The organism is Micromonospora sp. NPDC006766, from assembly GCF_040636055.1.
Classification (GTDB): Bacteria; Actinomycetota; Actinomycetes; order Mycobacteriales; family Micromonosporaceae; genus Micromonospora.
On record NZ_JBEYIX010000001.1, the window covers coordinates 438,133 to 463,491 of the forward strand.

Here is a 25,359-nt window from a genome sequence, read left to right on the forward strand (position 1 = left end):
ACCCCGAATGTCAGTCGATGGGCAACGCCCGGTACTGCACGGCCACGTTTCGGGCCCCTTCCGGGGGGTTGGTCCGCAACCGCCGCCGGTACGGGTCGAGCAGCTCGTGGATCGCGTTGTTGAGCCCGGTCAGTTCCTCTGCGGTGAGCAGCAGCAGGCTGTCGGCGAACCAGGCGGCCTCGTACCACTCGCCGGGCTCGTCCGGGGCCCGCCGGATCCAGTCCCGGACCCGCTGGCTGTCCCGGGCCAGGTGCGCCTCGACCAGGGCCAGCTCGGCGGCGCGGGCCTCGGAGTCGGCATCCGGACCCGACTCGACGTAGTACGACGGGCTGAACGCCTGCCAGACCCGCTCCCGGGCATCGCCCCGGCTCGGGGCTTCCTCGATCAGGCCGAACTTCGCCAGCTCCCGCAGGTGATAGCTGGTCGCGCTCGGCGAGAGGCCGGCGATCTCGGCGCACTCGGTGGCCGTCGCACCGCCCTCCACCGTGCTGAGGTGTTCCATGATCGCCATGCGGGCCGGATGGGCGAGGGCCCGCATCACCTGCGGGTCGCTGATCGTCACCCGGCGCTGCTCGGGGCGTGCCTCGGTCATGCCCAACATGATCCCGCCCGCCCGACGGCTCGGCGAAATTCGGTCGCGCGGCTCGCCGAGCGGAGTAAAATACTCTGTCCCGCCCGACGGCCGTGGTGAGTAGCACCGCACAGGACGTCCCCGCGCCGACCGACGTCGGAAACGCGAGCGGCAGCGTTTTTCCCGTCACTAGGAGCACGCGGATGACCCTGCACGCCCAAGAACAGACCCTGGACCGCGAACTCGCCGCCGAACGCGCCCACCTGGACACCTCCCGCGCGGCGCTGCGCCGGATGCGCGAGCGCGCCGAGGCGCTCTTCGCCACCGGCGACAAAGTCGCCGGTGACGCGTACACCGCCGAGCAGCTGGGCCGGCACATGGCCCGGCGGGTCAAGGAACTGGCCGACGACCCCACCACACCGCTCTTCTTCGGCCGGCTCGACTTCGGCGACCATGACCCGGACCACGCTGGGCGCGACTACCACGTCGGGCGGCGGCACGTCACCGACGACCTCGGCGAGCCGCTGGTGCTGGACTGGCGGGCCCCGGTCTCCCGCTCGTTCTACCGGGCCAGCGCCCGCGACCCGCAGGGGGTCGCCGTCCGACGCCGGTTCGGCTTCAACGCCGGCCTGCTGACCAGCTTCGAGGACGAGCGCCTCGACCGGGGCGAGGAGCTGGGCACGGCCAGCCGGATCCTCACCGCCGAGATCGAGCGCCCCCGCGTCGGCCCGATGCGGGACATCGTCGCCACCATCCAGCCCGAGCAGGACGAGCTGGTCCGGGCCGACCTGACCGACTCGATCTGCGTGCAGGGCGCGCCGGGCACCGGCAAAACCGCGGTCGGGCTGCACCGCGCCGCGTACCTGCTCTACCTGCACCGGGAACGGCTGCGCCGGTCCGGCGTGCTGATCGTCGGGCCGAACCGGGCGTTCCTGTCGTACATCGCCGCGGTGCTGCCGGCGCTCGGCGAGGTCGAAGTCGAACAGGCCACGGTGGAGGACCTGGTCGCCCGGGTGCCGGTCCGCGCGGTCGACGACCCGGCCGTCGCCACGCTGAAGCACGACGTCCGGCTGGCCGAGGTGCTGCGCCGCGCCGTCGACGCCCGCATCGGTACGCCCACCGAGCCGATCATGGTGTCGGACGGCTCGTTCCGCTGGCGGATCGGCCTGGATCCGCTGCACCGCGTAGTCGAGGAGACCCGCCGGGAAGGGCTGCCGTACGCCACCGGCCGGGAGCGCGTCCGGGCCCGGGTGGTGGGGCTGCTGCAACGGCAGTCCGAGGCCCGCCGGGCGGAGTCGCCCAGCGACGCCTGGCTGCGCCGGACGGGCCGGGCCAAGCCGGTCACCGACTTCCTCGACGCGGTCTGGCCGGCGCTCACCCCGGACGGGCTGCTGCACACGCTGCTCGCCGACGCCGACGCGCTCGCCACCGCCGCCGACGGCCTGCTCACCGCCGAGGAGCAGCAGCTGCTGCGGTCGGGAAAGCTCGGGCGTACCCCGAAGGCGACGAAGTGGACCGCCGCGGACGCGGTGCTGATCGACGAGGCGGCCGGGTTGATCGAGCGGTCCGGCGGTTTCGGGCATGTGGTGGCCGACGAGGCGCAGGACCTCTCCCCGATGCAATGCCGGGCCATCGCCCGCCGCAGCGAGCACGGCTCGATCACCCTGCTCGGCGACCTGGCCCAGGGCACCGCGCCGTGGGCGGCCACCGACTGGCGCGAATCCCTGGCTCACCTGGGCAAGCCGGACGCGGCCGTGGTGCCGCTGAGCATCGGCTTCCGGGTGCCCGCCGCGGTGGTCGCGTTCGCGAACCGGCTGCTGCCCGCGCTCGCGGTCGACGTACCCCCGGCCGAGTCGCTGCGCCGGGACGGGACACTGGACGTGCGTACGGCCGACGACCTGGTGGCGGCGACGGTGGCCGAGGTGCGCGCGGCGTTCGCGCACGACGGCTCGGTCGGCGTGATCGCCGCCGACGACACGGTGGAACCGCTGCGCGCGGCGCTCGCCGAGGCGGGCATCGAGACCGCGACCGCCGACGACGTCGAGGCCGCAGCGCGGGTCACCGTCGTCCCGGCGACCCTGGTCAAGGGCCTGGAGTACGACCACGTCGTGGTCGTCGAGCCGGCCGCGATCGTGGCCGCCGAGCCGCGCGGCCTGCACCGCCTCTACGTGGTGCTGACCCGGGCGGTCTCCCGGCTCGCGGTGCTGCACCGCGAACCGCTGCCCGCGCCGTTGGCGAGCTGAACTCGCCGCACACTGAGTTGATCAAGCGGCGGCGCAGGTAGCGGAACTTGCGCGGGGAGGATACACAGGCGACGACACCGGGACCACGACGCGAAGGAGACCCGATGATCCTGGCCAGTACGGGATCGGTGTCGCCGAGGATCGCGACAAGCCGTGGGACCCGTACACGCGAACCTTGCCCGCCGGGCCGGTCCCCCGGCTCGCCGGCCGGATTCTGGCCGGACTGGTGCTCACCTACCTGCCCCCTACCTGCCCACCCGGGGCGGTGGAGGTCGTGTGGTCGGCCACCACCGACTTCCAGCCGAACACGATCTCCCTGCTCATGCTCGGCGGCTGGATCGTCCTGCTGGCGGGGGTCGCCGGATGGGCGTACCGGCGGGACGAAGGACGCCGGTTCACCTGACGTTCTGCCCGATTTCGGCCCGTCGGGACGTGGGGCGGTGCCACGATGCCGGCAGGGCGTGCCAGCGGGGCCGCCCCCGGCGAGAGGGGCCACCGTGAGCGGCGTGGAACCCGGCACGCCCTGCTGGACCGACCTGGCGACCCCGGGCCTGGCGGACGCCAAGCGGTTCTACGCGGAGCTGTTCGGCTGGACCGGCCGGGTCTCCCCGGAGCCCGCGGCCGGCGGTTACACCGTGTTCCTCAAGGACGGCCGGGCCGTGGCCGGGGTGGGCCCGCCGGCCGACCCGGACCAGGTGCCGATCTGGTCGACGTACGTGGCGACCGACGACGCAGACCTGGTGGCCACCCGGGTGGAGGCGGCCGGGGGCCAGGTGGTGGTGGCCCCCTTCGACGTCCTCGACCAGGGCCGGATGGCGGTCCTGTCCGATCCGGCCGGGGCGGTGTTCAGCGTCTGGCAGCCGATGGCGATGCGCGGCGCGGAGCTGTTCAACGCGCCCGGGGCGATGTGCTGGAACGAGCTGGTAACCCCGGACCCGGAGGGGGCCCGGGACTTCTACGCGCTGGTCTTCGGCTGGCACGCGGAGGAACAGCCGGACGAGCCGTACCCGTACACCGGGTGGCGATGCGGCGCGCTGATCGTCGGCGGGATGACGCGGCCACTGGTGGAGCTGGCGGCCGATCTGCCGGCGTACTGGTCGGTGTGGTTCGCGGTGGCCGACGCCGACGCGACCGCAGCCCGCGCCACCGAGCTGGGCGGGACCGTCCTGGTACCGCCCCGGGACACCCCGAGGGGTCAGCTCACCGCCCTCCGCGACCCGCAGGGTGCCATCTTCTCCGCCCTCGCTCCCCGCCCCGTACGCCGCGCCACGGCGTAGCCGCTTGTTAACAGGGGCCCTTCCTCTACCGAAGGCGTTAAGAGGGGGCCCCTCCTTTCCAGCGGACGGGGACGACGAGGGGGCCGTGGTCGCCCTGGACGACCCGGACGTGGGCGCGGTAGTGAGTGGCGAGCAGGTCCTCGGTGAGCACCTCGTGCGGGGGGCCGGCGGCCGCCACCCGGCCGGCGGCGAGCAGCACCAGGCGGTCGGCGTACTCGCCGGCGATCGAGAGGTCGTGCATGGTGGCGAGCACGGTCAGGCCGTGCTCCCGGCGAAGCTGATCCACCAGCTCCAGCACCTCCTGCTGGTGGCCGATGTCCAGCGCGCTGGTCGGCTCGTCGAGCAGCAGCAGGGTGGCGCCCTGGGCCAGGGCGCGGGCCAGGAACACCCGCTGCCGCTCCCCGCCGGAGAGGGTGGCCAGCTCCCGGTGCGCGAACGCGCCCAGGTCGAGCCGGTCCAGCACCTCGTGCACGGCGGCCAGGTCGGCGGCCGACTCCCGGCCCAGCGCCGGAATGTACGGCGTACGCCCGAGTAGCACGTAGTCGAACACCGACATGCCGGCCGGGATCACCGGGGACTGCGCGACGGTGGCGACGACCCGGGCCCGGTCGCGGCGGCGGAGCGCCTGGATCGGCGTACCGAAGAGGGAGACCGCGCCCGGTACGGGCAGCAGGCCGCCGACGGCGCGCAGCAGGGTCGACTTGCCGGCGCCGTTCGGGCCGATCACGGTGACCCATTCGCCCACGGCGACGGTCAGGTCCACGCCGGCCAGGATCGACGCGCCGCCCAGCTCGACGCGCAGGCCGCGAACCTCGACGGCGCTCACGTGAACACCCGGCGGGCGGTCCGCAGCACCAGGACGAAGAACGGGCCGCCGAGCAGCGCGGTGACCACGCCGATCGGGATCTCGGCGGGGGCGGCGGCGGTCCGCGCGACCACGTCCGTCAGCGCCAGGAACGCCCCGCCGAAGAGCAGCGACAGCGGCAGGATCACCCGGTAGCTGGATCCGGCGAGCAGCCGTACGGTGTGCGGCACGATGATGCCGACGAAGCCGATCAGCCCCGAGGCGGAGACCGCGGCGGCGGTGCCCAGCGAGGCGGCGGCGACCAGCAGGTAGCGGGAGCGCTGCGGGTGCAGCCCGAGGCTGGTGGCCTCGTCGTCGCCGACGGAGAGCACGTCCAGCTCGCGCCGGTGCAGCAGCACCACGACCGTGGTGAGCAGGAAGTACGGCAGGACCAGCCGGACGTCGTGCCAGCCGGCGGTGGCCAGCCGGCCGAGCAGCCAGGAGTAGACCTGTTGGAGGCTCTCGGCATGCTGTTGCAGCAGGAAGGTCTGCCCGGCGGCGAGGAACGCCGAGACCGCCACCCCGGCCAGGATCAGCGCGGCGGGTGATCGGTCGCGCCCGCCGGCCGCGCCGAGCAGGTACGTCAGGGCGACGGCGCCGAGCGATCCGACGAACGCGGCGAGCGGGATGGTCAGCGGCATGCCGCTCAACGCGCCGCCCGCCCCGATGCCGAGCGCGATCACCGCGGTCACCGCGAGCCCGGCCCCGGCCGCCACGCCCAGCAGGTACGGGTCGGCCAGCGGGTTGCGGAAGACGCCCTGGTAGCAGCCGCCGGCCAGGGCAAGCAGCCCGCCGACGAGCAGGCCGAGCACGACCCGGGGCAGCCGCAGCTCGGTGACGATGGCGATCTCGCGCTCGCTGAGCCCGCTGTGCAGGTGCACCCCGGGCAGCAGGTTGAGCAGTTCGGCGGCGACGCTGCCGGGCGGCAGGCTGACCGGGCCGAGGGACACCCCGGCGACCAGCGCGACCAGCACCGCGCCGATCCCGGCTGCCAGCCAGCGTTTGCGCAGCCTGGCCGGCCGGGCCGGGGCAGCCGGGCGTACGCCGGTGGGCCGGGACGCTCGGGGCGTCCCGGCCGACGGGCCGGCGGTGTCCGCTGGTCGCACGCTCACCGACAGGTCACGCCGGAACCTTGGCGGTGGCGTCGACGATCACCCGGAGCAGGTCGACCACGCGCGGGCCCCAGCGCGAGGCGATGTCGTCGTCGAGCTCGATCACCCGGCCTTCCTTGACGGCGGTCAACCCGGCCCAGCCGCTACGCGCCTTGACGGTGGCTGCGTCCTGGTTCGCCTGCTGCACGTCGGCGAGGAAAATGAAGTCCGGGTCGGCCTTGAGGATGACCTCCTGGGACATCTGGGGGTAGCCGCCGTTCGTCCCGTTGGCGTCCGACGGGTCAGCGATGTTCACCAGCCCGACTAGGGTGTAGACCGAGCCGACGAAGGTCTTGCTGGTCGCGGTGTACAGCTCCGGGCCCAGCTCGTAGAAGTAGGTCAGCTTCTTCGGCCGTTGCGGCAGATCCTTGGTCAACGCTGCGATGTCGTCCTTCATCTTCCGGGTGAGGTCGGACGCCTCGCTCGGGTGGCCGGTCAGCGCGCCCAGGTCGGTGATCTGCTGGTACGTGTCGTCGAGCGTGGCCGCGGCCGGGGCGAGCAGCACCGGGATCTTCAGCGTGGTGAGCTGGTCGACGATCTTGTTCATGTCGTCGGAGAGCACCACCAGGTCGGGGCTCTTGCCGGCGATCGCCTCGGCGTTCGGCTGGAAGCCGGAGAGATCGCTCTTCGGCGCCTCCGGCGGGTAGTTCGACTGGTCGTCGACGGCGGTGACCTGGCTGCCGGCGCCGATCGCGAAAAGCATCTCGGTCGCGGTCGGCGACAGCGAGACGATCTTCTCCGGGCGCTTGTTCAGGGTCAGCTGGCCGACGGTGACCGGGAAGGACGCGGCGGAGCTGCCGCTGGCGGCGGGGGTGTCGGTCGAGGTCTTCTCGGCGCAGCCGCCGAGCAGGAGAGCGCCGACCGCGAGGGCGGCGGTGAAGAGCCGGGGGGTACGTCTGGACATCGGTCCTCCTGTCGGTCGAGGAGCGTGGTGCTTCGCCGACAGGGAGCGCCTGAGCGTGCCCGTCCGCGAGGCGCCCTTCCTCGAAGGCGCGTGTCGCGACCAGCCGCAGGCGACCTGGCTCGTCCCCGCAGTCGTCGGCGTCGGCCGGTGGGTCGACGCCGCATGCGGGGCATCACAGTTGCGGGACAGCGCCGGTTTCGCACCGGCTTCGCTACGGATTGGTCGGTGCCACGGTATCCCACGCCCGACCCACGTCCTCGTTGGGTGGCCCCGGACAGGCGACCACCGAGCCGCGACCGGAGGGACATAACGGACGGGGCAACCCAGGAATGATCTTCCTGCTACCGTCCGGACATGGTCAACAAGAACGAAAAGTCACAACGGGCGACGCCGCCGGCTCGGGCGCGACGGATCGGTACCGCACTCGCCGCCGCCGTCCTGGCCACGAGCGGAACGCTGGCCGTCGCCTCGCCGGCTGCCGCGGGACCCGCGCCGATCGGCAACTGCCCGACCAACTTCTTCTACAACCAGTCCATGTACTGGCTGACCGACATCTGGCGGGGTCGGCCGCCGCTCGAGAACGACCGCTACCTGTACGGAATGTACTGGCGGGCGTATGACGGCGAACCGGCGTCGATCAAGCGGGTGTGCGGCCCGATCTGACCCGTCCTCGCCCCGCCCGCCTCGCCGCATCGGGCGGCAGTGGCGGGCGGGTTCCCGCGGGGGTGGATCGGGACCCCAGGATTTGGCAACGATTTTCTTCGCTTTGACATCTGGCGAAAGTTCCCGTCAGGCGTGACAGTGAACGGCAACGATGCGTTCTCAGCTGGGAGCTGCCATGATCACGAAGCCGTTGCGCGCGGCCGCCCTCGCCGGCGTCACCGCGCTCGCCCTCCTCGCCACCACCGCGCCCGCCCTGGCCGGCAACAATCTCCCGGGCGGTCCGCACGACGAGCAGATCACCTTCCAGGAGTGGTCGAAGCACCCGGACTGGCGTACCGGCACCCACCAGGGGACGCGCGCCATCCCCGGGCACCGCACCGGAATCACCATCGACCGGCCGGCCGGCACCACCCGGTTCACCGACCCGCACGGCGGCACCACCCGCACCTGGGAGTACGCCACCTGGACCTCGCCGGTGCGGAAGATCGGCTTCGACGCCACCGAACTGGTCGCCTCCTGGAACGCGGAGACCCCGCCCGGCACCTGGATCCAGGTCGAGCTGCACGGCACGTACAACACCGGGCAGCAGACCCCCTGGTACGTGATGGGCCGCTGGGCCTCCGGGGACCAGGACATCAAGCGGGCCACCCTGGACGGTCAGGGCGACCCCTGGTCGACCATCTGGACCGACACCTTCTCCATCGACGACGCCACGAAGGGCGTGCTGCTGCGGTCGTACCAGCTCCGGCTGACCCTCTACCGGGCGCCGGGGCAGACCGCCTCGCCGCAGGTCCGGATGCTCGGCGCGATGAGCTCGAACGTGCCGGACCGGTTCAACGTCACGCCGAGCAAGGGCGGAATCGCCTGGGGCATCGAGCTGCCCGTGCCGGCCCGCTCCCAGATGATCCACCGCGGCAACTACCCCGAGTGGGGCGGTGGTGGGCAGGTCTGGTGCAGCCCCACCTCGACCACGATGGTGCTGGAGTACTACGGCAAGCTGCCCTCGACCGAGGCCATGTCCTGGATCAGGCCCGGCTACGTCGACCCGCAGGTCGCCCACGCCGCGCGGATGACCTGGGACAACGAGTACGAGGGTGCGGGCAACTGGCCGTTCAACACCGCGTACGCGGCCAGCTTCCCGGGCATCGACGCCAAGGTGACCCGGATGCACTCGCTGGACGAGGTGGAACGCTTCATCAAGGCCGGCATCCCGGTCGTCACCTCGCAGTCGTTCCTCGACACCGAGTTGGACGGGTCGAACTACGGCACCTCCGGGCACCTCTTCGTGGTCGTCGGGTTCACCGCCGACGGTGACGTGATCGTCAACGACCCCGCCTCGTCCTCGAACGCGGCGGTGCGCAACGTGTACAAGCGGGCGCAGTTCGAGCAGATCTGGCTGCGGACCAAGCGGTACCGGGCGAACGGCACGGTGGCCGGCGGCTCGGGCGGCATCGCGTACCTGATCAAGCCGGCGAACCGGCCCTGGCCGGTCGTGCCGGGCTCGACCAACTGGTGACGGACCGGGCCCGGCACAGCCACTGTGCCGGGCCCGGCAACATTGTTGTCGGCCGGTGTTACGTCGACGGGGCGAACGAGGTAGGCGGGCTCGACGGCTCGGCGGCCGCCGCACGGCGACGCCGAATCGCCCGCACAATGATCGTCACCCAGGCCACCAGGGCCACCGCGCCCGCCAGGGTGATCCCGGTGACCAGCAGATACGTCGATCCGCCCGTGGTGGAGAAGACGCCCGAGCGGGCACCGGTGTCGCGGGCCGGGGCGGTGGCGCCCACGGCCAGCCCGTCGGGCGCGTCGTAGAGGATCACGTCGGTACGCCGGGCGTCACCCTCGGTGGCGATGAAGGTCCCGCGCCAGTCGCAGCTGCGCCGGCCGCACTTCTGGTACTCCACGGTGAAGGTGCCCTCGGTTCCGCCACCGTTCTTTGCCTGCCAGGCGGGGGCGAGGTCGTAGGTGCCGAAGATCAGCGCGGCGGCGGCGATGACCGGCAGACCGATCCAGACGAAGATCTTCGTCCGCCACCCACTGATCGTGTTCAGAAAACCCATAGCGGCGGACCATAGCGGTCCCGGCCCGGTCGCGCTGCCCGCTTTCGGGCGGTGGCCCCCGGGCCCGCCGGCTGACTACTCCTCGCGGCGCTGCTCCGCCGGCTCGCGCTGGTCGTCCCCGGCCAGCGCGGAGCGCAGCCGCTCCTTCTCGGCTCGACGCCGCTCCGACGCCTCGCCCATCTCCCCGGCCATCTCGTCCCGCCAGCCGCGGAGCAGGAAGAACGAGAGCCCGGCGGAGGCGGCCAACGCCAGCATCAGCCGCAGGAACATGTTCATCTCGACGAACCAGAGGGCCGCCAGCACGCCGACGAACAGCCCGATCCGGCCCAGCGTGTACTTGACCGCCGCGCTCACGTTCGCACTCCCTTCTGCTCCATCACCGCTGGCGCGGCCTCAACCCGTACGCCGGGTCAGCCAGTGCACGCCAGGAAACCAGATCACCGCGTAGGCCACGGTGAACACCGCCGCGGCCAGCGCGCCGGACAGCAACGGCGGCAGCCCGGCGGCCAGGCCGGCCGCCAGCAGCCCCGCGACGACGCCGACCGCGACGCCGGCCAACGCCGACACCACCCGGGCGGCACCGAACTCCCAGGCCCGGAAGTCGTCCCAGAAGAGCCAGACCGGCAGGATCACGGCCAGCCAGCCGTTGGTCCGCCCGAACGCGCCCGCGCCCATCGTGGCGAACGCCCACTCGAAGAGCACCAGTGCCAACACGCCGATCACCAGGCCGGCGAGGCTCACCCCGAGCAGGTCGCCCAGGGTGAGGATGCGGCCCTCGGCGTCCCGCCGGGGAAAGGTGCGCTGCTGCTCAGTCATGACGGTACGAGGGTACGCGAACCCCAGTGGCGACCACGACCGGCGCACGGCGAGCACCCCGGCGGCGTGTGAGAACACTCACCGGGGAGGGTGCCCGCCGGATCAGCTCAGCGGTTCCCGTCGCCGCCGCGCCAGCATCCGCAGCACAGCGCCGCCGCCGACCAGTGCCGCGCCGACGATCACCAGGGCCCCGATCGCGGCACCCGTACGCGGCAAGGTGCCCCCGGGCGACGGGGAGCCGGTTGTCGTGGGCGAGGCGGTTGCGGTGGGTGAGGCGGTCGGGCTGGTGCCGCCCGAGGGGGTCGGTTTGGGGGCAATCGAGACGACGATCTGCATGGTCCCCGTCTGCTCGTCGCCCTGACCGGTCGGTGGTGAAGCCGACTGCGCCATAGCCGTCATCGCGACCGCGGTCCCCGCCGCCGCATTCGACGGCAGATCTGCCGTGGCCTGGGCACCCGTCGCCCAGAGGGCGACCAGCACTCCAGCCACCGAAGCGATCGCTGCCGGGCGACGCCAGATCCGGGTCCTACTCATCACAACGTCTCTCGCAATCCTGGGTGACAACTGCGGGTGATCTCCGCCAGCAACCGACGCCGGTGTCGCCTCAGCACGAACACCAGGACCACGGCCGCGACCAGGGCACCAAGGAAGATCAGCAGCCCCCAGGGTGCCGCCGAGGTCGAGGCGGTCCGGCTGGCGGTGGGTACCGCCTCTTTCCTGTCCACGGTCTCCGGGTTGACCGCCAGGGAGGCGGAGATCGGACCGGCCGGGAAGACGCCGTGAATCGTACTGGTGAGCCTGATCTCGGAGTCAGGGAGCAGCTCCGGGATGTCGATCATCTCGCTGTGGCCGAGCCGGACGCCGAGCGGACCCTTGACCTGGATCCGCCCCTTGCCGGTGATCCGGACATTGCCCAGGTTCGCCACCCGATAGGTGGCGGTCAGGTCGCCACCCGGGAACGGCACGATCGGATTGTCGTACCGCAGCTCCATCCCGGTGATCTGCACCGAGGGCTCCACCGGCCCGCTGACCCGCAGGTAGACCCGGGCGCCGATGCGCCGTTCGATGGTCACCTGCTGCCCGTCCTTGCCGGTCTCCGTCACCGACATCGCGGCGACCACGGCTCCAGGATGATCTCCCGGCTCTGCGCTCGTCGGAACCTGCAGCGTGAACGGCACGTCCAGCCGTTTCCCCGGCGCGATCGTGTACGACCGCTGCGGCAGCCTGATCCAGGCACCGACGCCCCGGGGATCCTGGCCCGTAGGGAGGAGAGCATAGGCGCCGTCCTCGGTGTTGAACGCGTCGGTGGCGTAAGTGTCGAGCGTGAGCGGATCCTTGCCGAGGTTGCTGATGCCGACGTAGTCGATGATCTGCTCGCCGGGCGCGAGGTCGTACACGAAGTGGTTCTTGCCGGTCGGCCCCTTCGTGCTCGACGGCTGCACGCTCCACCGGGGTTCTTCACGCCGCGCGGTGAGCGTGGTCGCCGGCTGAAACGCGACAAGCCGCGCCGCGGCAGGGCCGGCTACGGGTGCGGCGCCCGGTCCGGCGACGGCCGGCGCGGCGGCACCGGGCAGGGTGAGGGCAACGACGGCCAGCAGCACGGCCCCGGTACGGAGAAGATCACGATGGCGCATGGGTACGGCTCCGAGAGGAGTTCCGGATAGGACACGCAGCGGATGTACCTCGGACCGGTGGTCCGAGGTACATCCGCTAGCGCTGGTTTTCACCCCTGTGGTGCAGACGCTCTGGTCAGACCAGGGTCAGGGTGAGAGTGGCGCTGTAGGCGCCCGGCGGGACGCTGTCCGGGATCGACAGGCTCAGACCGGCGTCGCAGGTGAACTTGCCGGCGCTGCTGCCCGCGGCCGAGCTGCACAGCGAGCGGGTGTCGCCCAGGTTGGCCGCGCCGCCCGCGGTGACCGAGCCGGAGCCGCTGGCCTTGGCGGCCGACGGGGTCCAGGTGAGGTTCTCGGCCGGGATGTTGCCGGCACCGGTGAAGTCGCTCAGCTGACCGGTCACGTCCCAGCCGGCGTTGGTGCCCCGGAGGTCGGTGATGGTGGCCTGCTTGAGCGCACCGGTGGCGGTGCCGCCGACCTGGCCGCCGAGCAGCGCGATCGACGGAGGCTCCGCGATGTCCAGCGTGAAGGCACCCGGGTCGACGTCGGCCGTGATGGTCTGGGCCTTGCTGGCGCCACCGGCCGGACCGTTGACGACGAACGAGTGGGCGGAGGACGTCGACGCCCCGTACGAGCTCGGGTCAGCCGGCGTGAACCGGGCGGTCAGCGACCAGGAGCCGGCGGGGATGGTGCTGGTGGTCAGGGTGGCCTTGCCACCGCTGACGGTCGCGGTGCCCAGCGAGTTGGTACCGCGGAGGAACTCGACCGTGCCGGCGGCACCGCTCGGAGCCACCGTCGCGGTGAGGGTCACCTGGGTACCGGCGGCGACCGGGCTGGCCGGGGAGACGGCGAGGTTGGCGGTGGTGGCCTCGACCACCGGCACCTTCCACTGGTTGCCGTTGACCACGATCTCCGTCACGAACCGGTCGGGGTGCCGGCCGTTGAGCAGGCTGAAGCACTCCACGACGATCCACCAACGGCCGTTGGCCGGCGCCGAGCCGAGCGCGGTCTGGAAGGACCGGTTCGGGTTGGCCGCCACCGGGGCCTGGTCGTACCCGCCCCCGCCGAGCGACGGCGTGAGGTTGGTGAACGGCCCGGTCTCCGCCGGACCGATCCGCAGCGCGGCCTCCTCGCCGTAGGTTGACGGGCACGGAGCGGAGGTGGTGGCGGTTTCGAAGATCGGGCTGTCGGTGACCAGACCGCTGGTCTTCGACAGGTTGACGGTGCCGAGCGGCGCGGCAAGCGCCGGGGAGGCGACCGCCACGAGCGCACCGGCTGCAAGGGCGGCACCCGTCGTCAGGGCGGCCGCACGAGCAAGCAGACGCTTACTCATGGATCACTTCCTCTCGTTGAGGGTGGTGACGGACCGGTTCAGGCGAGCCGGTCGACGATTAGGTTTTCGGTCTGCTGTGACATTGATGGCAGGCCAATACCTACGCCGGACATGCGAAAGGAAAACTCTGGGTGCGGTGGCATCAGCCGAACCGCCCATTCACGTAGTCGTACGTTCGGGGATCCTGCGGGTTTTCGAACATGGCGGACGTCGGTCCGTACTCGACAATCGATCCCGGGGTGCCGTGGCTGGCGAGAAAGAAAGCGCACTGGTCGGAAACGCGCGCCGCCTGCTGCATGTTGTGAGTGACGATGACAATGGTCACCTCGGTGACCAGTTCGGCAATCGTCTCCTCGATCCGCCGCGTCGAGGTGGGGTCCAACGCTGAGCAGGGTTCGTCCATGAGCAGCACCCGGGGGCGTACGGCGAGCGATCGGGCTATGCACAGGCGCTGTTGCTGCCCGCCGGAGAGCGCCCCACCCGGTTGGCGCAACCGGTCGCGGACTTCCTTCCAGAGGCCCGCCTTTATCAGGCACTCCTCGACCAGGTCGTCGAGTTCCCGGCGGCCCGTCCTGATCCCAGTCAGCCGCAGACCGGAAATTACGTTGTCGTAAATAGACATTGCTGGGAACGGGTTGGGCTTCTGGAAGACCATGCCGATCTGCCGGCGCGCGTCGGTGACCCGGCGTGACGAGTCGTAGATGTCCCGCCCGTCGAGCAACACCTCGCCGGCGAGCGCCGCACTGGACACCAACTCGTGCATCCGGTTGAGGATCCGCAGGAATGTGGATTTGCCGCAGCCGGACGGACCGATGAGCGCGGTGACCTGGCCGGCCGGCATCGTCAGGGAGACCCGGTCGAGCACCTTGCGGTCACCGAACCAGGCCGAGATGGAGCGGGCGTCCAGCATCGCCAGCGAGTCTGTCGCGGTGCCCACCCGCGCGGACGCCCGTTGCCTCACCTCGGTGGTGGCCGGGCCGTCGGCGGCTAAAAGGGGGGCGGCCAACTCGGCCTGCGGGATGTCCACCATGGTGTCGTCGATCGGGTGCGTCACCGTGTCCTCACAGCTTTCACGTTGTTCACATCAGGTTGGGCAGTAGGCGGGCGACCTGGTCGGCCAGAGTGAGTCCGAGCGCACCGCAGACCGGTAGGCCGACGATCCAGGCCGGCCAACGCCCGCGCCGGGCCCGGACCCAGGTCACCGTCGACACTGCGAGCAGCAGGGCCTGGCCCCAGAGCACGACGGACATCCAGGCGTTCTGGTCGGTCGCCATCGGTCGCTCGCTGGCCGGCAGTGACGCGGCGCCGAACGCGCGGCGCGCCGCGGGCTGCGCGTCCGAGGCCAGTTCGGCGTAGACGTAGAGCAGGTCCTCCGGCGCGTAGAACGGCCCGTCCGCGGTGATCATGACCAGTCGACCGGATGCCGTCTCCGACGGTGGCGGCGCCTCCTCGCCGGCCCGGCGCAGGGCGATGACGCGGTACCTGTGCTCGCCCTGCCCGGTGGTCGCGATGATCTCGTCACCCGGCGTCAGAATGTCGAGCGCGCCGAAGGGCCCGCCGTAGAGGGACTTGCGGCCCAGAATGATGCTCGTGCCCGCCTGGCCGGGCAGCACGGTGTCGCGTCGGTGCCCCGGGCCCGACTCCAGCACGTCGCCCCGGGTTCCCTCGAAGACGACGGTCCGCAGGTCGATGGCGGGGATCCGCAGCACGGCGACGGCGGTCCCGGGCGGCACCACCTTGCCGCTTTCGTCGGTCTGACCGACCGGCGCGGTGGCGTTGGCCAGTTCGTAGCGGAAGTCGGCGTACGCCGTCTGTTGAGACCGCGCGTAACGCAATTGGGAGACGACCGTGAGGTGGGCGACGAAGGCGAGCAGCGCGACGGCCAGGATGGTGAGCCCGGCCCCGGAGAGGTGAAACGCCAGGTGCGCGGGGCCCGGAGCGACCGACACCGAAGGGCTCGCCGTCACCGCGGGCAGTGGACGGCTCACCGTCGGTGGCGGCGGCGCGGCCGCCGCCGGGGTCGGCGGCGGCGCCGCAGGCGGACGATTTGTCGTCACCGTCATCGTCGTGCTTCTCCCTTGCCCTGGTTCCACCCCATTGCCACCACTAGCGCTGGTCGTCCGGCCAGATGACCGGCGCGAACCGGGGCCGCCGCCGGGTCATCACCAGCGCACCCGCACCGCCGCCGACCAGCATCAGGCCAGCCCCGAGCATGGTCACGACGTCGACGCCCGTCTTCGGCAGGCTGCCGCCGCCACTACCGCCGGTACCGCCGTCACCGTTGTCGTCGTCGCCGTCGGACGGGACGTCCTGGGCCTTGACGGTGAAGTCGAAGGTCACCGTGTGGGCCGTGCCGGCCATTTCGAGCCGATGCGCCCCGGTGGAGATGTCGCCGGCCAGCGTGAAGGTCATCTCGACCACGCCGTTCTCCGCCGGCAGGGTCTGCATCGTGGTGCCGTCGAGTTGCACCACAACCGGCTCGTCGCCGGTGAACCCTCGGGCCTCGATCCGGACGGTCTGCCCCGGCCGCAACATCGGGTTGGCGCCGAGCTTCTTGCCGTCCTCGTCGGTCACCGTCAGATCGCCGTCCGTGGCCGGTGCGGTGATCTCGTACTGAACGGTTAGGGAGGTCGAGCCGCCGAACTGGGTCGCGTCGCTCGGCGTGAAGACCGCGGTGAGCGTGCGAACGCCGACCGGCAGGGTCGTGACGGTCGTGGTCGCGGTGCCGTTCTGGACGGTGACCGCGTCGCCCACTGGGGTGCTCCCGTCGTTGAACTGCACCTTGCCCGCCGCCGCGGTCGGCTGAACGGTCGCGGTGAGCGTGACGGCCGTCCCCTGCGGCTTCGGACCGGCCGGCGACACCGCGAGCGTCGTGGTGGTCTGCGCGATTCCGTCCCCGGTGATCTCGTACGAGACAGGTGTGGACATCGCACCCTTGAAACCGTTCGGATCCGTCGGAACGAACTCAGCGGTGAAGGTGTGCGCCCCGACCTGCAGCGGCGCGCTCGCGGTGTTCACCGTCGCGGTGGCCGTGCCATCAGGACCAACCTCGACCGAGGCGCCGATGGGATCCGTGCCATTGCGGAACTGGACGTGCCCGGTGTTCGCCGGAGTCACCCTCGCGGTCAGCGTGACGGGGGTCTTCTGCGGCTGCGGGCTCGCCGGGGTCGCCTCGAGCACGATCGTGACGTCCTGCGCCCCGGGAGCAGTGATCTGATACGACGTCGTCGCCGAGATCGACGCGGCGAAGTTGCCGCTCGGAGTGAAAACCGCGTTCAGGGAATGCACGCCCACCGGCAGATCGCGGGTTTTGAACGTGGCGGTGCCGCCGGAGACGGTGACCGGGGAGCCGAGCGGCGTTTCCCCGTTTCGAAACTGGACCGAGCCGGTGGCCGCAAGCGGATCGATCGTTGCGGTCAGGGCCACCTCGCCGCCCTGCACCGACGAATTCGTCGGATTGACGGCGAGCGTGGTGGTGGTCGACGTGTTCGAGCTCACGACCTCCCAGTTCTCACCGGTGACCTTGATCGGCGTGACGAACCTATCGGGGTTCGGTCCGTTCAGCAGGCTGTAGCACTCGACCACCACCCAGTAGGTGCCGTCGGCCGGCTTCGCCCCGAGCGCGGTCTGCATCGACCGGTTCGGGTTGGCGGTCACCGGAGCCTGGTCGTATCCGCCGCCGCCGAGCGACGGGGTCAGGTTGGTGAACGGCCCCTTCGGTACGCCCGGGCCGATCCGGAGCGCGGCCTCTTCGCCGTACGACTTTGGACACGGCTTGGAGGTGATCGCGGTGTCGAACATCGGATTCGCGGTGACGGTGCCGCGGGGCTGCGAAAGGTTGACGGTGCCCAGGTCGGCCGCGTATGCGGGCGTGGCGACCAGCCCCACGAGCATGCCGCCGAGAAGTGCGGCCGCCGAGAGCGCAGCAGCGACCCGGCCACGCCGGGAGACAGACAGGGACATCGACTACTTCCTTTTCGCCATCGGCGTAGTGGTGCGACTGCTGGAACTTGTGGTTTTCGGCTGGTCGGAGGGCGGAGTCACCGTCTCCTCGGGCCACGCCACCTTGGGCAGCGCCGGAGCCACCCGACGGCGGCGTACGACGAGCAGGCTGACCAGGGAACCGGCGAGCAGGACCCCGCCGGTGACGCTGGCAGCGATGACGAGACCGGTTCCGCTCGCGGGCAGGCGGTGGGCGGTGGGGGCGGCCTCGGCCATCGGTGTCGATTCAGCTGAGTCGGTCGCGGTCGGGTCTCCGGTGGCCGTCGGCGACGCGGACGGAGCTGATGTCGTCGGCTCGTCCGGTAACCCGAGCTGCGCCGGCTGCCCCTGCCCCGACGCCCCGACTCGCCAGCTCCTGCCGGAGACGGTGATCGGCGTGACGAACCGCTCCGGGTGGCGACCCGCGGTGGAGCTGAAGCATTCGACGACGATCCACCAGACACCGTCGGCCGGGTTGCTTCCGAGCGCCGCCTGGTAGGAGCGGTTGGGTAAGAAGGTGACCTTGGCCGTGTCGTAGCCGCCGTCGGTGAGCGGCTTGGCGAGGTTGGTGAACGGTCCGTTCGGCGGGCCGACCCGCAGCAGCGCGTTCTCCCCGTAGCCGACGGGGCACGGGGTCGAGGTGGTGGCCTTGGTGAAGATCGGGTTGCTCGTGACGTCACCGCTGCGCGCCGAGATGGCGACCGTGCCGAGCGGCGCGGCCTGCGCCGGCGAGGCGGCGACCGCGGTGATGCCGCCGGCCAACGCCAGGCTCAGCCCGGCCGCCGCCCCGGCTCGTACGCGCCTGGCTGGCCATTCCCGCGTGCTCATCGCAACCTTCCTCTGGTGAGCGGCCCGGCCACGCCCGCGTCGTGGCGATCGCCGGCGTGCCTGCGGTGCCGGGCGCCCGCTGTGGGACGCCCAGCCGCCGCTTCGTGTTCTGCTGTTACGAGTTGGACTTCAGTGCGGTGGCACCGCACTTCTGGTGGAACAGGTCGGGGCCCGCCGAACGCTGCCCGAAGCCGAACAGCTGCACCACGTTGCGCTGCGTGCTGCCGACGGTCACCGTCTGGGTGCAGGCGAGTGCGCCGTCGCCGACGAACACCTGGTTGATCAGCGGGTTGGTGAGGTCAGCGGTCGGGACCACGTTGTAGACGTCCCGGTTGAGCGGGAAGTTGGCGTTGAGCACGCCGCCCGTGATCGGCTGCTGGACGCTCTGACCGGGCATGTTCATGCCGGTCAGCAGCGCCGGGCCACGCCGATCCTCGACCACCAGACCGGTGGCGGAGAGGATCGTCGCGTTGTTGCCCTGGGCGAGGAACTGCCCCGCCGCGAACGGCACGACCCAGTCGTTGTGCCCCTGCAGGACCGTGCCGTCGTGCTCCTGCGGGTTCGGGATGCCGGCAACAGTCAGGCAGGGCAGGTCACCCAGGGTGATCTCCTGCTCGGTGATCTCCATCTGCTGCAGCCAGAACTGCCGGGTGCCGGAGCCCGCCTGCGGGATCAGCGGCTGCACGGGCAGGCCGCTGATGTTCTTGTCGAAGCACTTGTAGACGCGCTGCACCCGGGCGAACGAGTTGTTGCGCGGCAGGTCGCTGTTGCTGTTGATGGCCAGCGCCACGGCGTCCACACCGAACGGGATGTAGGTGAGGCTGCCGCTGGTGCCCGGCGTGGTGCTGGAGTACGCCGACGAGCGGGCGAAGTCGACGCAGCCGACGACGTCGGAGCCGAGGTACTTACCCGGCCCACCGTGCGTGCCGCCGAGGTCCTCACCCTTGGCCGCGCGCAGGGCCTGGCGGCCCGCGCCGGACCCGTTGGGCCGGGTGAACTGGCAGTTGGTCGCCTTGGTCTTGATCTGCGCGGTGCCTCGGGCGTCCCAGGAGGCGATGACCTTGTTGCCGTTGACTCGGAGCGTCTCCGCCAGACCGTTCATCACGTCCTGGGTGGTGTCCGAGCCGGCGCCGGCAAGCGTCCGGTAGTCCGTCGCCGGCGCCGGGTCCGCCGACGCGGGGCTACCCCATACGGCGACGGCGGCGACGGCCACGCCCGCCACCATCACCTTGCCGAAGGTGTTGACCCTCATGCGATCTCCCTTTCCGAGAGAGAAGGAAATGCGGCTCATTTCACGATAAAAATGAGTTGGTGCTAACTTTCCCGGCCCGATAGCAAAGACCGAAACCTAGGTTGCGCAAACGTTGAGAGCAGTTCCTGTCGACAACACTTAGGCCAGATGAACGGCTCATTCGCGGAGGCCGGCCTCTTGCCGATCCTTTGTTCGCCGTCATGTCGGCCCGCCGGAGTTCGATCGAAGGCGTCGGGACACCATCAGCAGAACCGGTCCGGCCGTGCCGCCCAGCAGTCCGACCACGAGCAGGGCCACGACGACCCAGCGGACCTGGCCCAGTGGGCTGCCGGGAGCCAGTTGCGCGATCGGCTTGCCCACGGGAGGCGACTGCGCAGGGGCGGGGGGCACCGGGGTCGGAGGCGCGCCCTGATCCGGTACGACAGATGCCGTGTCGGTAGGAGCCGGCGGCTCGCTGGCCGCGGGCGCGGCTACCTCCGAAGACTGGCTCGGCGTCGGCGTCGGAGACGGCGTCGGTGCCTTGTAGCGCGCGAGCTTGTCCGCGACGGCCAACGTCTGCACCCGCATCGCCTGCGGCAGCGGGGCGTAGCCGTCGGGCAACTGCCCGAGCTGATGTCCCGGCTGCTGTCCATTGCCGGCCGCGTACCGCAGCAGCGACGCGTAGTCGCGCCGCGCCCCGGCTTCCGCACCGAGAGTGGCCGCCGCGTACGTGACCATGGTCAGCGGGTACGCCTTCGGAGTGGCGACCACCCGCAGCGGGTCGATCACGCGGACCCCGGGCACCTTGCTCGGCACCATCGCGTCGGCCCCGGCGAGCATGCCCGTCGTGTCGGCGCTGCGGCAGTCCGAGGCGGCGAGGTTGCCGTCGGCGCCGGTCACCGCCTTGCAGAGCTGCGCAGTGTAGAGACCGTAGCGAGCGGCCGACGCCGAGTCGGTGATGGAGAGTGCGAACCGCTGACCCACCTGCTTGGGTGGCTCCTTGCCGTACTTTCCGGGAATGCCCTGTTCACCGGGAAACTGCCAGGTGGAGGCCTGTTTGGTGTCCGCACGCAGTGTCTGGTATGCGGCTTCGCCGAGGCTCGGCGCGTACGGGAAGAGGTCGAGCGTGCACCGGCCCGGCGTCGGTTCCTGCTGCCAGTCCTCCAGATCCGTCCGATTCTCAGGTGGGATGCAGGAAGGGTCCGTACGCGGGAAGTAGTCCTGGGCAGCGGTGGTCACGAACCGGTAGTTCGGGTTGACCTCCATGCCCTTGCCGTGGGGACCACCACCGAGCCCGTCGGGCTTGCCGTTCAGCCAGTCACGCGCCGACGGGTCGGCGAGGATCCACCGCCACACCTCGCGGGCCGCCGCGAAGTTGCCGTACGGGGCGACGATGCCGTCGGGGGCGAACCCGTTGTCGATGTAACCGAAGTCCGGGTTCAGCGCCAAGAACTCCGGGTCCGTTCCGAGGCTGCGCGGGTTGCCCGCCACGTAGTTCTTCTGGTTCCCGTCCGGCACATCACGGACATACGACTGGGTGAGCAGCTTTGCGAGCAGCCGGGGAGTGAGCTTGAGGTTGCGCATCAGGGTGCGGCGTAGCGGCTCCAACTCCGGCGGCACGGTGCCGGCGAGGCGAAGGTCGATGTTGAACGCGATGACCACCGAGGAGACTGCGACCGGTGCCTGCACGACGGGCGACTGCCCCTCCTCGGGGACCACCGGATCGGAGGTGAAGGCCAGGCCCGACCCGTCGTTCGACGTGTCCAGCACCTGCCGCACCGCCTCGTCGTCGCCCGTCGTCGAATAGGCGAAGACCGGACCGTTGTTGGCGCAGAGCGCGGGCTGCCAGGCGAGCACCGCCTCGGCGATCATCTCCGTGCCGACCGTCCCCCGTTCCTCCCGGTCCAGGGGGCACCCGGAGTCCACCGGGGTGAAGTCCAACGGCACGGCCAGCCGGTCGGCGAAGATCGACGGCGTGAGAGCTCCCCGGTACGTCACGATTTCCTGGTGCGTCCCGTCGACCTCTCGCTCGCCGCGGGGGACGATGACCAGCCAGCACCGGCGGGGAGCGCTGCTGGCGCCGCCCGTGCGGGCACCACAGCCCAGGTGCGGGTCGCGGACGGCGTTACGAACCTCGAAGACCGCCCGACCGGTCCCGTCGCCGGTCGTCACGCCAACAGGAATCTCGTTGGTGCTGTAGAGGTCGAAGTAGTTCGAGAGCACCTCGGCCGGCTTCAACGGATGCTCCGGCGGCAGGCCTTCGGCGGGAAACGGATCCTCCGGGCTGCCATCCGGAGTTCGAGAGCCGTCCAGAGCGGACCGGAACGGGATGAGCTTCGCACCCGTCCGGAGCCGTCCCGCTTCCAACGGGTCCACCGGCACCGGGGAACGCTGCTCGGGAGGGTTGACCTCGGTCTTGTCACCGTTCTTCTTGTACCGACCGACGCCCCACTCGCAGGTTTCCCGAAAGTCCGGCGCGTCGGGATCCGGTCCCCAACACTGCATGAGCTGCAGATAATCCGCGTTGGGATCGCCGCTGAGGAACTTGGTCTTGGGGGCGCCGGTCCAGGTCACGGTGACCGACTGGTTGGTGAGGTTCTTCGTCTGGGAGACGGTGACCTTGAGGTCGCTCCAGTCGTCGCCCAGGTGGCCCTTGCTTCCGGTGACCGTGACCGCGGAGTCGGTCACCTCGTCGACCGCGCTCGCCGGGGCGTACGGAGGGACGACGGTCAGCAGTGCGGCCGCCCCGACGAGAACCGCTGCCGCGGCCACGGTCCGCCGTCGGCCGTCGCTTCCCGCCCGGCTCACGACCCGCTCCACGAGTTGCGGCCACGGCGCTGCAGCGACCGGGCGAGCAGCGGCGGTCCGATCATCAGGCCGACGAACAGCACCCCGGCGAGCAGCATCAAGGTGTGCGAGAGGTGCCACCCACCCTCGGCGTCGAGGGCAACCGGGACGCCGGCGATGAACTCTCCACCTGTGCCTGGGTCGGAGCCACCGCCAACCTGGTCGCCCGTGAGCGGGTCGACGGCCCCGGCACTCGGCGCGGCACTCGGGCCGGCGCTGGCGTTCGGGCCGGCCGTGGCGTTCGGGCCGGCCGTGGCGTTCGGCCCGGCCGTGGCGTTCGGCCCGCCTGACCCACCGGGGTTGTTCCCGCCGGTCGAGCCCCCGTTGTTGTTCGACGGGGTGTCCTGCGGCGCACCGCCGGTGCCGGTGGTGCACTGGGCGGGGCCGCCCTTGCGATCACACTCCGGCGGGTACGGCGCGTTCTTGGCCAGCGTGTTCGTGCCGTCGCTGGAAAAGGTGGGATTCTTGCAGTTCGCTATTTTGTTGTCTTCTTTTTTCATGTTGGGGATTCGCTCGACCTGCTCGAGGCCGGCCTCGACCAGGTTCTTCGGCAGCGGCGAGTAGCCGAGCGACTTGGCCTGGTTCTGCCCCTCGCAGAGCAGGTAGTAGCCGAACTTCCCGAGCGTGTATCCCTTGTCGGGTTGTTTCAGCCCGTATTCCTCCGCCACCGGCACGATCAGGTACGAGTACGAGGACAGGGGATACGCCCGCTTGTCCGGGTTGCGGTAGACGTTGTCGAGCTTCTGGGTCAGGTAGACCGCCGGGTCGTTCTTGTTCCTGTCGATCTCCGCTTTGGTCAGCGCCACGGCGACGTTCTCTGCCGTCGGAGGAACGTAGTAGCCGGCCGCGTTGAGCAACTTGACCACCGGGAAGCCGGCCTTCTCCGGGTACGAGTACTCGACGTAGGTGATCGCGCCCTCGCCCTGTGGCTGGCGTACGAAGCCGGAGACGTTCTCCGAGCCGGACTTGGCGACGAACCCTTCGCTGGGCTTGTACGGGTAGTACGACGTGAGCCCACACGGGGTGCGCTTGCCGTTGCGGGCGCAGTAGGCGTTCCAGATGTCCGGATACTGCTTGCTCAGCCAGAGCGTGAACTGCGCCGTGGTGCCCGAGCCGTCGGAGCGGACCACGGGAACGATTCGCCGCGCGGGCAGGGTCAGCGACGGGTTGTCCGCCTTGATCGCCGGGTCGTTCCAGTACTTGATGACGCCGGTGAAGACCTTCGCGACGTTCTCGCCGGAGAGCCGCAGGTTGGTGACCCGCTTCCCGCCGATGTTGAGGTTGTACATGAACGACGTCCCGCCGGCCACGATCGGCATGTAGGCGAACTTGCGCGTGGGCGGCTGGTCGGCCGCCCGGCCGAAGTTTGAGTCGTACAGCCCGTACGGGATCTCCGAGACGCCGAAGTCGACGGTGCCGTTGGCGAACTGGGTCCGTCCGTCGGTGGAGCCGGTGGCGGCATAGTTGATGGTCATGCCGTTCTTCTTGACGTTGGCCGCCCACTGGCGCAGGGCGTTCGCGCTCCAGGTGGAGCCGGCGCCGCTGACCGGGACGTACGTGTCGGCGCTGGCGGCCGTGGCCGGCAGCACGACGACGGCTCCAGCGGTCGCCAGCGCGACCACGGCGGACGCAAGTCGACGTAGCCCGCTCGGGCCACCCGACAACAATTTCCTAAACATGGCGTTCCTCACTGTCGCCCCCGGGTACGGGTGCTGAGTCGGGTACGACGGCGCGCGAGCGGCTGCGTTCGGCGAACCGCCGCGCGTCCCGGTAGGAGGCGACCATCCGTCGCCGGAGTTGACGCTTGCTGAGATTGCCGGGACCGCGACCGCCGAGCACCCGCGCCAGGACGAAGAGCAGCAGGACGAGCAGCATCAACGCCGCTCCGGCGCCGAACCCACGAGCCACCATCGACGGTTCTGGCGACTTCACCGAGTCGAAGGTGAACAGCGGCAGGGAGACCTGCGGCCCGCTGAACGGATTGAGGTTGACGCTGGTCGCGAAACCGGCGGTGAGCAGCACCGGGGACGTCTCCCCGATGCCGCGGGCGGTACCGAGGATCACCGCAGTGGCCAGGCCGGAGCGGGCCGTCGGCAGGACTACCCGCCACACCGTGCGCCAGTGCGACGCGCCGAGCGCGTAGGAGGCCTCCCGCAGGTGCCCGGGGACGAGGCGCAGCACCACGTCGGCCGCGCGCACGATGATCGGCAGGGTCATGATGCTCAGCGCGAGCGACGCGGCGAAGCCGGACTTGCCCGGCGCGAGCCACTGCCATCGCTCCGGAAGGTGCGCCTCGGCCCAGTGGCCCCAGATGAGAATGAAGGAGAGGTAGACGAAGAGTCCGGCGACGATCGACGGCAGCGCGGTCATCGCCTCGACGATGGTCCGGACGAACCGGCTGAACGTCCCGGGAAACTCGCTGAGGAAGACCGCGCAGATGATCCCGGCGGGGATGGTGATGGCCAGGCAGATCGCTATCTGTTCCAGGGTGCCGATCGCTGCGTGCACGATCCCGCCCACCGTGAGCGGGTCCAGTGGCCCGGCGAAGGACATGTCCTGGGTGACGAAGTTCACGTGCTTCAGCGACTCCCAGCCCCGGACCAGCACGTAGCCGACGACGAGGATCAGCGCGGCGAGCAGCACGAAGCCGAGGCTTGGCACGATCACCGAGGCCACCTTGGCACGCACCGCCGGGCCGGGATTCTCGTACGCGACGAGCACCGTGTAGAAGACCAGGAAGCTCAGATAGCCGACGACGACGAGCCCGAGGGCACCGCTGAGCGGCGCGAGCTGGTAGAAGAGCAGCGCCGTGAATCCCACCGCCGCGGCCGCGGCGGCGAGGACGGGAAAGGCCTCGCCCTCGCCGGTGCCGCCGATCGTCCGCGGTCGCGCGGGTACGTCCGAATCGGCGGGCGGAGCGGGGATCGTGGTGGTCGGACGCGGCACCGCCTCGTCGTCGGGTGCCGCGGTCTCGACGGGTGTCAGTCCGGCCAT

The 25,359-nt window shown here is 70.8% G+C and carries 23 protein-coding genes and 1 riboswitch; of the genes, 5 read left to right on the forward strand and 18 right to left on the reverse strand.

Translation table 11 applies throughout. From position 1 onward, the window contains the following. Positions 1-10 precede the first annotated feature (10 nt). Positions 11-592, reverse strand: a complete 582-nt coding sequence (locus ABZ671_RS02735; RefSeq protein ID WP_357850045.1) for a winged helix-turn-helix domain-containing protein — start codon at positions 590-592, stop codon at positions 11-13. 182 nt (positions 593-774) lie between these two features. On the opposite strand from ABZ671_RS02735, the gene ABZ671_RS02740 reads away from it, so the two are divergent. From ABZ671_RS02740 to ABZ671_RS02750, 3 genes are all read left to right on the forward strand, one after another. Then, complete coding sequence (locus ABZ671_RS02740) at positions 775-2,814, forward strand: AAA family ATPase (protein ID WP_357850048.1); 2,040 nt, start codon at positions 775-777, stop codon at positions 2,812-2,814. 175 nt (positions 2,815-2,989) lie between these two features. Then, positions 2,990-3,217, forward strand: coding sequence for a hypothetical protein (locus ABZ671_RS02745; RefSeq protein ID WP_357850051.1), 228 nt, complete (start codon positions 2,990-2,992; stop codon positions 3,215-3,217). Between the two features lie 94 nt (positions 3,218-3,311). Continuing rightward, the gene (locus tag ABZ671_RS02750; RefSeq protein WP_357850054.1) at positions 3,312-4,091 is read left to right on the forward strand and encodes a VOC family protein; all 780 of its coding nucleotides are present in this window, start codon (positions 3,312-3,314) and stop codon (positions 4,089-4,091) included. Between the two features lie 37 nt (positions 4,092-4,128). On the opposite strand, the gene ABZ671_RS02755 is transcribed toward ABZ671_RS02750, so the two are convergent. From ABZ671_RS02755 to ABZ671_RS02765, 3 genes are all read right to left on the reverse strand, one after another. Next, positions 4,129-4,917 carry an ABC transporter ATP-binding protein gene (locus ABZ671_RS02755; protein ID WP_357850057.1) on the reverse strand — a complete coding sequence of 263 codons (789 nt, stop codon included), beginning with the start codon at positions 4,915-4,917 and terminating at the stop codon, positions 4,129-4,131. Beyond that, on the reverse strand, positions 4,914-5,945 hold the full coding sequence (locus tag ABZ671_RS02760; protein ID WP_357850614.1) for an iron ABC transporter permease: 1,032 nt from the start codon (positions 5,943-5,945) through the stop codon (positions 4,914-4,916). The genes ABZ671_RS02755 and ABZ671_RS02760 overlap by 4 nt, the downstream gene beginning before the upstream one ends. Positions 5,946-6,054: 109 nt before the next feature. Further along, entirely contained in the window at positions 6,055-6,990 is a 936-nt protein-coding gene (locus ABZ671_RS02765; protein ID WP_357850060.1) for an ABC transporter substrate-binding protein, read from the reverse strand. A gap of 113 nt (positions 6,991-7,103) precedes the next feature. After that, a riboswitch (cobalamin riboswitch) is annotated at positions 7,104-7,197 on the reverse strand. 147 nt (positions 7,198-7,344) lie between these two features. Here ABZ671_RS02765 and ABZ671_RS02770 point away from each other — a divergent pair. Next, positions 7,345-7,653 (forward strand): hypothetical protein, encoded by a 309-nt coding sequence (locus ABZ671_RS02770; RefSeq protein ID WP_357850063.1) that lies wholly within the window; start codon positions 7,345-7,347, stop codon positions 7,651-7,653. Between the two features lie 175 nt (positions 7,654-7,828). Beyond that, positions 7,829-9,169: a peptidase C39 family protein gene (locus tag ABZ671_RS02775; RefSeq protein WP_357850066.1), complete on the forward strand. Its 1,341-nt coding sequence runs from the start codon at positions 7,829-7,831 to the stop codon at positions 9,167-9,169. Positions 9,170-9,227: 58 nt separating this feature from the next. Here the strand turns inward: ABZ671_RS02775 and ABZ671_RS02780 are convergent, their stop codons facing one another. The 14 genes from ABZ671_RS02780 to pstA all read right to left on the reverse strand — a co-directional run bounded on the left by ABZ671_RS02780 (position 9,228) and on the right by pstA (position 25,359). Then, positions 9,228-9,716, reverse strand: a complete 489-nt coding sequence (locus tag ABZ671_RS02780) for a hypothetical protein (protein ID WP_357850069.1) — start codon at positions 9,714-9,716, stop codon at positions 9,228-9,230. Positions 9,717-9,791: 75 nt separating this feature from the next. After that, the gene (locus ABZ671_RS02785; protein ID WP_357850072.1) at positions 9,792-10,070 is read right to left on the reverse strand and encodes a DUF4229 domain-containing protein; all 279 of its coding nucleotides are present in this window, start codon (positions 10,068-10,070) and stop codon (positions 9,792-9,794) included. 39 nt (positions 10,071-10,109) lie between these two features. Then, positions 10,110-10,532 (reverse strand): hypothetical protein, encoded by a 423-nt coding sequence (locus ABZ671_RS02790; RefSeq protein ID WP_357850075.1) that lies wholly within the window; start codon positions 10,530-10,532, stop codon positions 10,110-10,112. Between the two features lie 102 nt (positions 10,533-10,634). Further along, on the reverse strand, positions 10,635-11,012 hold the full coding sequence (locus ABZ671_RS02795) for a hypothetical protein (RefSeq protein WP_357850078.1): 378 nt from the start codon (positions 11,010-11,012) through the stop codon (positions 10,635-10,637). A gap of 53 nt (positions 11,013-11,065) precedes the next feature. Then, positions 11,066-12,166, reverse strand: a complete 1,101-nt coding sequence (locus ABZ671_RS02800; protein ID WP_357850081.1) for a DUF916 domain-containing protein — start codon at positions 12,164-12,166, stop codon at positions 11,066-11,068. A 115-nt stretch (positions 12,167-12,281) separates the two neighbouring features. Continuing rightward, positions 12,282-13,478 carry an Ig-like domain repeat protein gene (locus ABZ671_RS02805; protein ID WP_357850084.1) on the reverse strand — a complete coding sequence of 399 codons (1,197 nt, stop codon included), beginning with the start codon at positions 13,476-13,478 and terminating at the stop codon, positions 12,282-12,284. A gap of 142 nt (positions 13,479-13,620) precedes the next feature. Beyond that, on the reverse strand, positions 13,621-14,388 hold the full coding sequence (gene pstB / locus ABZ671_RS02810; RefSeq protein ID WP_357850617.1) for a phosphate ABC transporter ATP-binding protein PstB: 768 nt from the start codon (positions 14,386-14,388) through the stop codon (positions 13,621-13,623). Positions 14,389-14,557: 169 nt separating this feature from the next. Beyond that, a complete protein-coding gene (locus tag ABZ671_RS02815) occupies positions 14,558-15,445 on the reverse strand; it encodes a class E sortase (RefSeq protein ID WP_357850087.1) in 888 nt (295 codons plus the stop codon). 139 nt (positions 15,446-15,584) lie between these two features. Next, positions 15,585-17,441 (reverse strand): Ig-like domain-containing protein, encoded by a 1,857-nt coding sequence (locus ABZ671_RS02820; protein WP_357850090.1) that lies wholly within the window; start codon positions 17,439-17,441, stop codon positions 15,585-15,587. Positions 17,442-17,444: 3 nt separating this feature from the next. Further along, positions 17,445-18,287, reverse strand: a complete 843-nt coding sequence (locus ABZ671_RS02825) for a hypothetical protein (protein ID WP_357850093.1) — start codon at positions 18,285-18,287, stop codon at positions 17,445-17,447. Positions 18,288-18,402: 115 nt separating this feature from the next. After that, positions 18,403-19,539, reverse strand: coding sequence for a substrate-binding domain-containing protein (locus tag ABZ671_RS02830; protein WP_357850096.1), 1,137 nt, complete (start codon positions 19,537-19,539; stop codon positions 18,403-18,405). A gap of 198 nt (positions 19,540-19,737) precedes the next feature. Next, positions 19,738-22,326 (reverse strand): hypothetical protein, encoded by a 2,589-nt coding sequence (locus ABZ671_RS02835; RefSeq protein ID WP_357850099.1) that lies wholly within the window; start codon positions 22,324-22,326, stop codon positions 19,738-19,740. Then, positions 22,323-23,987 carry a phosphate ABC transporter substrate-binding protein PstS gene (gene pstS / locus ABZ671_RS02840; RefSeq protein WP_357850102.1) on the reverse strand — a complete coding sequence of 555 codons (1,665 nt, stop codon included), beginning with the start codon at positions 23,985-23,987 and terminating at the stop codon, positions 22,323-22,325. Before pstS ends, ABZ671_RS02835 begins: the two co-directional genes overlap by 4 nt. Before the next feature lie 49 nt (positions 23,988-24,036). Further along, on the reverse strand, positions 24,037-25,359 hold the full coding sequence (pstA, locus tag ABZ671_RS02845) for a phosphate ABC transporter permease PstA (protein ID WP_357850105.1): 1,323 nt from the start codon (positions 25,357-25,359) through the stop codon (positions 24,037-24,039).

What these genes read in the sequence shown, in the direction of transcription:
- ABZ671_RS02735 (WP_357850045.1), bottom strand. Translation starts at nt 592, where the DNA reads ATGACCGAGGCACGCCCCGAGCAGCGCCGGGTGACGATCAGCGACCCG.
- ABZ671_RS02740 (WP_357850048.1), top strand. Translation starts at nt 775, where the DNA reads ATGACCCTGCACGCCCAAGAACAGACCCTGGACCGCGAACTCGCCGCC.
- ABZ671_RS02765 (WP_357850060.1), bottom strand. Translation starts at nt 6,990, where the DNA reads ATGTCCAGACGTACCCCCCGGCTCTTCACCGCCGCCCTCGCGGTCGGC.
- ABZ671_RS02770 (WP_357850063.1), top strand. Translation starts at nt 7,345, where the DNA reads ATGGTCAACAAGAACGAAAAGTCACAACGGGCGACGCCGCCGGCTCGG.
- ABZ671_RS02775 (WP_357850066.1), top strand. Translation starts at nt 7,829, where the DNA reads ATGATCACGAAGCCGTTGCGCGCGGCCGCCCTCGCCGGCGTCACCGCG.
- ABZ671_RS02780 (WP_357850069.1), bottom strand. Translation starts at nt 9,716, where the DNA reads ATGGGTTTTCTGAACACGATCAGTGGGTGGCGGACGAAGATCTTCGTC.
- ABZ671_RS02790 (WP_357850075.1), bottom strand. Translation starts at nt 10,532, where the DNA reads ATGACTGAGCAGCAGCGCACCTTTCCCCGGCGGGACGCCGAGGGCCGC.
- ABZ671_RS02800 (WP_357850081.1), bottom strand. Translation starts at nt 12,166, where the DNA reads ATGCGCCATCGTGATCTTCTCCGTACCGGGGCCGTGCTGCTGGCCGTC.
- ABZ671_RS02805 (WP_357850084.1), bottom strand. Translation starts at nt 13,478, where the DNA reads ATGAGTAAGCGTCTGCTTGCTCGTGCGGCCGCCCTGACGACGGGTGCC.
- pstB (WP_357850617.1), bottom strand. Translation starts at nt 14,388, where the DNA reads ATGCTGGACGCCCGCTCCATCTCGGCCTGGTTCGGTGACCGCAAGGTG.
- ABZ671_RS02820 (WP_357850090.1), bottom strand. Translation starts at nt 17,441, where the DNA reads ATGTCCCTGTCTGTCTCCCGGCGTGGCCGGGTCGCTGCTGCGCTCTCG.
- ABZ671_RS02825 (WP_357850093.1), bottom strand. Translation starts at nt 18,287, where the DNA reads ATGAGCACGCGGGAATGGCCAGCCAGGCGCGTACGAGCCGGGGCGGCG.
- ABZ671_RS02830 (WP_357850096.1), bottom strand. Translation starts at nt 19,539, where the DNA reads ATGAGGGTCAACACCTTCGGCAAGGTGATGGTGGCGGGCGTGGCCGTC.
- pstA (WP_357850105.1), bottom strand. Translation starts at nt 25,359, where the DNA reads ATGGCCGGACTGACACCCGTCGAGACCGCGGCACCCGACGACGAGGCG.